Raw genomic sequence first — 6,485 nt, 5'->3', positions numbered from 1 at the left:
ACGTGTGCGGTCGTCGGCCGCGTCAGAAGTGTAGAAGAGACAGGGGCGGGCCACGGGGGCGTCCGAGGCCGCCACGATGACGTTGCCGCGGCGCCGCCCCTTGAGCATGGGCGGATCCGCGATCACCTCGACGTGCTCGAACGCGGCGACGACGGCAGCCACGTCCGCCCGCACCGACGTCAGGTCCGGCCCGCCGCCCACGTTGAGCACGTACAGCCCGCCCGGGGCGAGGACCCGCGCGGCGGCGCGGGCCGCGTCCAGGCCGGTGAGGCCCGGCGGGGTGATGTGGCGGGCACCGGTCAGGTCCGTGGGGTCCGGGGCGAAGACGTCGCGGATGATCAGGTCGCGGCTGGCCGGGTGGGCCGTGGCCAGGACCTCGGCGGCGTCTGCCACGCGGATGCGCAGGGCCGGGGCGCGGGGCAGGCCGAAGCGCTCGCGGGCGAGGGCGGCCAGGCCGGCGTCGATCTCCACCGCGGTCTGGTGGGAGCCCGGGTACGCGTGGTCCACCCAGCGGGCGAGCGCGCAGCCCGCGCCGCCCAGGTGCAGGGCCCGCAGGGGCGTGGGCTCCGGCCAGTGCGCCCGGACGGCCGCGGCGGCCCAGCGCATGTACTCGAAGGCCATGCGCTCGGGGCGCTCGGGGTCCAGCGGCGAGGACTCGACGCCGTTGACGTAGAGGATGAACGCGCCCGGCTCGAAGGCGTCCTCGCGGATCTCGGCGGTGCCGTGGGTGATCGCGTGGACGCCCGGCTCGATCCCGGCGGGGCCGGCGGATCCGCCCGCGGCCCGGCCCCGGCGCGCCGACGACCGGCGGCTCACGCCGCACCGCCGTCGTGCGGGAGACGGCGCACCATCAGCTGCTCGTGCAGGCCGGCCCACGGGCCGTTCATCGGCTCCGGCGCCCCCACGGCCGCGAACCCGTGCTTGGCGTAGAACGCCACGGCCCGCGGATTCTCGGCGAGGACGCGCAGCAGCGCGGGGCGGCCCCCGACGACGGCGTCCAGCAGGCGCGCTCCCAGGCCGGTGCCGTACGCCTCGGCCAGGACGTAGAGCACCATGAGCTCGACATCGGGCAGGTCGGCGGGCGATGCGGCCGCGTCGTCCGCACCCGTCCGGGCCGTCTCCGCCGCCGAGCGACGCGGGCCCGCGAGCGCCACGCCGAGCAGCCGGCCGCCGTCGTCGGCGACCCAGAGGTCACGGTCCGGTCCGATCAGCGCGGTCCACGCGGGTACGTCCTCCGGGATCCGGGCCTCGATCGCGTCCAGGTACGCGGACGGCAGGAGCGCGCCGTAGGCCTCCCGCCACGACCGCGCCTTGACGCGCAGCAGCGCCTCGACGTCCCCGGGTGCGGCGGGGCGCACGGCCACGGGCTCAGGCACGGACTGCTCCTCCGGGCCGCCGGCGCGGCGGCCATGTCTCGAACGAAAGCGCCTCGACACGCCGCCGTTTCTCGAACGAAAGCGTCCGGGGGCAGCGGGGAGGGGGGTCACCCGGCGTCGCCGTCGCGCGGGGCCGGGGCGGCGCGCCGCCCCTCGTCCTCGGCGAGGGCCGACTCGAGGCGCTCGAGCTTGCCGTCCAGCTCGCCGGTGCGGCCGGGGCGGATGTCCGCCTTCAGCACGAGCGAGACGCGTGTGCCGTACGGGGACACGGCGTCCACGGCGGCGCGCACGACCTCCATCACCTCGTCCCACTCCCCCTCGATCTCGGTGAACATCGAGGAGGTGCGGTGCGGCAGGCCGGAGGCGCGCACCACGGCGACGGCGGCCGCGACCGCCCGGTGCACGGACGCGGTGTCCGCGTCGCCGGGCAGGTGGTTGGCGTCGGCGGGTTGGCCGGAGGGGGCGACGGAGAAGGCGACGATCATGGCACCAGTGTGCCCCGCTCCCGCCGCCGGCTCACCCCCCGAGCACCGGCTGCAGGGCCTTGAGCAGCTCGTTCACGCCGATCGCCACGAACACGGCCGCGGTCAGGCCCAACAGGGTGTTGCGGACCCAGCCGTTGCGGAACTGCCGCGGCACGTCCTTCGTGTTGTTGAGGAACAGCAGGGTCACGGCCAGGAACGGCATGAACAGGGCGCCGAGCGTGCCGTAGAGCAGGATCAGGAAGATCGGCCGGTCCAGGAACAGCAGTGCCATGGGCGGCAGGGTCAGCCACAGCAGGAAGAAGCGGCCGGGCTTCGAGGACAGCGACGGCGCGTCGTCCTGGTCCAGCTCCGCGGCGGGCCGGCGGAAGTTCGTCCAGAAGTCCGCGAACATCAGCGAGACGCCGTGCCACACACCCAGCAGGGAGGAGAAGGACGCGGCGAAGAATCCGATGAGGAACACCGTGGACCACGCCGAGCCGTAGCGCTCGGCCAGCACGTCGCCGACGTCGAGCAGGCCCTTGTCGCCCGAGGAGATCGCCAGCCCCGCCGAGTGCAGCAGCTCCACGCCCATGACCATGGTGGCGATCACGAAGATGCCCGTGAGGATGTACGAGGTCGCGTTGTCGAACCGCATGACCTTCAGGTACTTTGGGACGTTCCAGCCCTTCTCGCGCAGCCAGTAGCCGTAGGCCGCGAGCGTGATGGTGCCGCCGACGCCGCCGGCCAGGCCGAGCACGTAGAACATGGCCTGGGGATCGCCGGAGGGCAGGCGCGGCACGAGACCGGCGAGGATCTCGCCCAGGTTCGGGGCCGTCAGCGCCGCGGAGAGCAGCACCGTCACGAACATGACGCCGATCAGCACCGTCATGAGCCACTCGATGAGCCGGTACTTGTCCAGCCAGACCAGTCCCAGGCCGATCAGGCCCGCGGCGATCGCGAACACCTTGCTGTCCACACCGGGGAACAGCGCCGCGAGCGGCAGGGCGGTGGAGGACATCGCCGTCGCCCCGTACACGATGCCCCAGATGAGGATGTACGGGCCGAAGTACCAGGACGTCCAGGCCCCGAGGGTGCGCCAGCCCTGGAAGATCGTCTTGCCGGTGGAGAGGTAGTAGCGGCCCACGCCCTCCACGAGCACGATCTTGAAGATCACGCCCAGCACCACGGCCCACAGCAGCATGTAGCCGTAGCGGGAGCCGGCGGTCAGGGTGGCCACCAGGTCCGCCGCGCCCACGCCCGTGGCCGCGGCGACGATGCCCGGGCCGAGGGAGTTCCAGCGCGGGCGGATCGGCGTCTCGTTCAGTTCAGCGTCGGTGAACCCGACGATGTCCGGGTTGTGCACGGGGCGCCCGGGGTCGACGGCGTGGGCCATGGGATGCTCCTGCGATCGGGGATGCGAGTGATGCAGCAAGTATCACGCACGGGAGCGATGCCGCTCACATCACTCCGCGGTGCTTCACACGTGCGTCCCGTCCGCCTCCACCGCGATCCCCAGCTCGTTGCCCGGGATCGAGGCGAGCAGCCGCCGCGTGTACGGGTGTCGGGGGTTGGTGAAGACCTCCTCGGAGCTGGCCGCCTCCACCACCCGGCCGTCCTTCATGACGCACACGTAGTCGGAGATGAGCCGCACCACCGCCAGGTCGTGCGAGATGAACAGGTAGCTCAGCCCCAGCTCGTCCTGCAGGCGGCGCAGCAGCGTGAGGATCTGGTCCTGCACGAGCACGTCCAGCGCGGAGACCGGCTCGTCGCACACGATCAGCTCGGGGTTCAGCGCGAGCGCGCGGGCGATCGCCACGCGCTGGCGCTGTCCACCCGAGAGCTCGGCCGGGTACCGGCGGTGGAAGTGGGAGGGCAGGGCCACCTGGTCCATGAGCTCGAGCACACGTGCCCGCCGCTGCGTGGCGTTGCCCCGCCGGTACGTCTGCAGCGGCTCCTCGATGATCCGGCCCACCGTGAACGAGGGGTTGAGCGAGGAGAACGGGTCCTGGAACACGGCCTGCACGCGCTGCCGGAAGTCCTTGAGCCCCTCCCCCCCTTCAGCGCCAGCACGTCCTTGCCCTCGAAGCTGATCTCGCCCGAGGTCGGCTCGATCAGCTTGAGCAGCATGCGCGCCGTCGTCGGCGCCCTCAGGCCCCGGTGGGCACCCGCTCCCGACGCGCGGCGGCCCGCTCGCGGACCCAGCGCAGCACGTCCTCCGGACGGTTGGTGGTGAGCTCCTGCACCCCCTGGGCGAGGAGGAAATCGGCGTCCTCGCGCTCGTCGACGGTCCACACCCGCAGCCGCCGCCCCGCCGCCAGCCACGCCTTCACGTCCGCCAGGTGCTCCCGCACGTAGGCCACGGAGGGCCCCGCCATCCCGGCCCGGCCGCGCCAGACGAGCGCCTCGGACCCCGCCAGCGACTGACGCGCCGCCGCACGCACCGCCGCCCGGCTCAGCGGCCCCCGCGCGAGCCGGGTCGGCAGCTCCGTCGGCATGAGGTCCATCAGGGGGCAGAGGGGGTCCGTGCCGGCCAGCGGCGCCACGTGGCGCAGCGCGTCCGGATGGAAGCTCATGAGGGACACCTGCACCTGACCCAGTCGGCCGGTCTCCGGGTCCCAACCGGCCCGCAGCAGCTCCCGCAGCACCCGCTCCTCGAGCTCATGCCCGAACGGGGAGGGGTGCTTGAGCTCCACGGCCAGGCGCAGCGGCCGGTCCGCGGCCGCCGCGATCGCCAGGAGGTCGGCCAGGGTGAGCACCTGCTCCCCCGCGCCGCCGTACACGGCGGGCGGCGCCGTCGTCGTGGCGGGCTCGGCCCCCGGACGCCGGGCGTGCCACGAGACGACGTCGAGACCGCGCAGACGATCCAGCGTGTGGTCCGCGACGGCGCCGCGCCCGTCCGAGGTGCGGTCCACGGTGGGGTCGTGCCAGCAGACGACCTCGCGGTCCCGCGTGAGCTGGACATCGCATTCGAGACCGTCCGCGCCCACGGCGAGGGCGTGGAGCATGGCGGCGCGGGTGTGCTCGGGGAAGGCGGCGGAGGCACCGCGGTGGGCGATCACGAGAGCGGGCACGCCGCCAGGCTAGGGAGCGCGAGTGCCGGCCACGTCACCGCAAGGTGCCCGGCTGGTTAACTGGTGGGGACCATTCGGTGCGCGCGATCAGGAGCCTCCCGTGTCCCTCTCCCCCGACCCCGCCCAGCAGCTGCTCAGCGCCGGCGCCCTCGAACGCGCGGCGGGCCTGCGGCGCATGAAGGCCGTCGCCCTGGGGCTGCTCATCCTGCTGGCCGTGGTGTTCGTGGTCGCGTTCCCGTTGCAGGACACCCACCCGGTGTGGGGCTACGTGCGCGCCGCCGCGGAGGGGGGCATGGTCGGCGCGCTGGCGGACTGGTTCGCGGTCACGGCGCTGTTCCGCCACCCGATGGGGGTGCCCGTGCCCCACACCGCCCTGATCCCGCGGAAGAAGGACCAGCTCGGCGCCGCGCTGACCGAGTTCGTGCAGGAGAACTTCCTGGACTCGGAGGTCGCCCACGAGAAGGTCGACGGGCTGAAGGTGGCCGAGGCCGCCGGCGGCTGGCTGCGCCGTGAGGAGAACGCGGCCCGCACCGCCCGGGAGATCGCGACGGCGGCCCGGGGCGCCATGGCCGCAGCCGACGACGACGCCGTCCAGGAGCTGCTGCGTCAGCTGATGGAACGCCACATGGTGGCCCCGGACTGGTCCCCCACGCTCGCGGGCGTGCTGGAGGACGTGGTGGCCGGCCGGCACCACGAGCGCGTGGTGGACCTCGTGGTCGCCCACACCGGGGACTGGGTGGCCGCCCATCCCGAGCTGTTCGTCGAGACGGTGCGCCGTCGCTCCCCCGAGTGGAGCCCGGACCTCGTGGACCGCCTCCTCGCCGAGCGACTGCACGCCGAGACCCTCAAGTATCTCGCCGGCATCCGCCGCGACCGGCAGCACGAGGCCCGCCGCGCTGTCGACGACTGGCTCGACCGCCTCGCCGACGAGATGCGGAACGAGCCGGCCACCCGCGCCTCGGTGGAGCGGTTCAAGCGGAACCTGTTCGCGGACGAACGGCTGCGTGCGTGGGCCGGGCGGGCCTGGGTCTCCCTGCGGGACTCGCTCCTGGACGCGCTCGAGGACCCGTCCTCCGACCTGCATCGCGCGCTCGTGGCCGCCCTGCGCGACCTCGGCGCCCGCCTGCAGGAGGACCCCGAGCTGCGCGACCGCGTGGACGGCCACGCCCGCCGCGCCGCGGCGTATGCGCTGAGCTCCTACGGCCCGGCGCTCACCGGGGTGATCGAGGAGACGGTCGCCCGCTGGGACGGCGAGCAGACCGCGCGCACCCTCGAGCTGTTCGTGGGCAAGGACCTGCAGTTCATCCGCATCAACGGCTCGATCGTCGGCGCGCTCGCGGGCCTGGCGATCCACGGGGTAGCCACGCTGTTCCTCTGAGCCGCCGCCCCTACCCCGCACTTTCGAACGTGACATGTGGCGAAGGGGCGCTTTCGAACGTGAGATAGGCCCTATCTCACGCACGACAGCGCCCCTCCGCCACAAGTCACGTGCGGACGTACGCGGTTGTGGCGGCGGCTCAGAGGCTGTCCACTATACACTGCTGACGATGCCGACGACCCCACGAGTCTAACAT

The 6,485-nt window shown here is 73.4% G+C and carries 6 protein-coding genes and 1 pseudogene; 1 reads left to right on the top strand and 6 read right to left on the bottom strand.

The genetic code is table 11. From position 1 onward, the window contains the following. The 6 genes and pseudogenes from FLM69_RS10945 to FLM69_RS10920 form a co-directional block, all read right to left on the bottom strand. A partial coding sequence (locus FLM69_RS10945; RefSeq protein ID WP_141844226.1) for a spermidine synthase occupies nt 1–816 on the bottom strand: 816 nt, incomplete at its 3' end. Next, on the bottom strand, nt 813–1,376 hold the full coding sequence (locus FLM69_RS10940; RefSeq protein ID WP_036383531.1) for a GNAT family N-acetyltransferase: 564 nt from the start codon (nt 1,374–1,376) through the stop codon (nt 813–815). The genes FLM69_RS10940 and FLM69_RS10945, both read right to left, overlap by 4 nt. Nucleotides 1,377–1,483: 107 nt before the next feature. Next, the gene (locus FLM69_RS10935; protein ID WP_063189969.1) at nt 1,484–1,861 is read right to left on the bottom strand and encodes a thiamine-binding protein; all 378 of its coding nucleotides are present in this window, start codon (nt 1,859–1,861) and stop codon (nt 1,484–1,486) included. Between the two features lie 31 nt (nt 1,862–1,892). Continuing rightward, on the bottom strand, nt 1,893–3,233 hold the full coding sequence (locus FLM69_RS10930; protein ID WP_036383535.1) for an Nramp family divalent metal transporter: 1,341 nt from the start codon (nt 3,231–3,233) through the stop codon (nt 1,893–1,895). 84 nt (nt 3,234–3,317) lie between these two features. After that, nucleotides 3,318–3,979 (bottom strand): annotated as a pseudogene (locus tag FLM69_RS10925) (ATP-binding cassette domain-containing protein); the annotation flags it as partial. A gap of 8 nt (nt 3,980–3,987) precedes the next feature. Then, nucleotides 3,988–4,911, bottom strand: a complete 924-nt coding sequence (locus FLM69_RS10920; RefSeq protein ID WP_036383537.1) for a glycerophosphodiester phosphodiesterase family protein — start codon at nt 4,909–4,911, stop codon at nt 3,988–3,990. A 100-nt stretch (nt 4,912–5,011) separates the two neighbouring features. Between FLM69_RS10920 and FLM69_RS10915 the strand changes: the two genes are divergently transcribed. Continuing rightward, nucleotides 5,012–6,289, top strand: a complete 1,278-nt coding sequence (locus FLM69_RS10915; protein ID WP_041103595.1) for a DUF445 domain-containing protein — start codon at nt 5,012–5,014, stop codon at nt 6,287–6,289. The last annotated feature ends 196 nt before the right edge of the window (nt 6,290–6,485 follow it).

This window comes from Micrococcus sp. R8502A1 (assembly GCF_006704135.1).
Taxonomy (GTDB): domain Bacteria; phylum Actinomycetota; class Actinomycetes; order Actinomycetales; family Micrococcaceae; genus Micrococcus; species Micrococcus luteus.
This window is presented reverse-complemented; position numbering and strand designations above follow the sequence as displayed.

Coding starts and splice junctions, on each gene's coding strand:
- FLM69_RS10935 (WP_063189969.1), bottom strand. CDS start 1,861: ATGATCGTCGCCTTCTCCGTCGCCCCCTCCGGCCAACCCGCCGACGCC.
- FLM69_RS10930 (WP_036383535.1), bottom strand. CDS start 3,233: ATGGCCCACGCCGTCGACCCCGGGCGCCCCGTGCACAACCCGGACATC.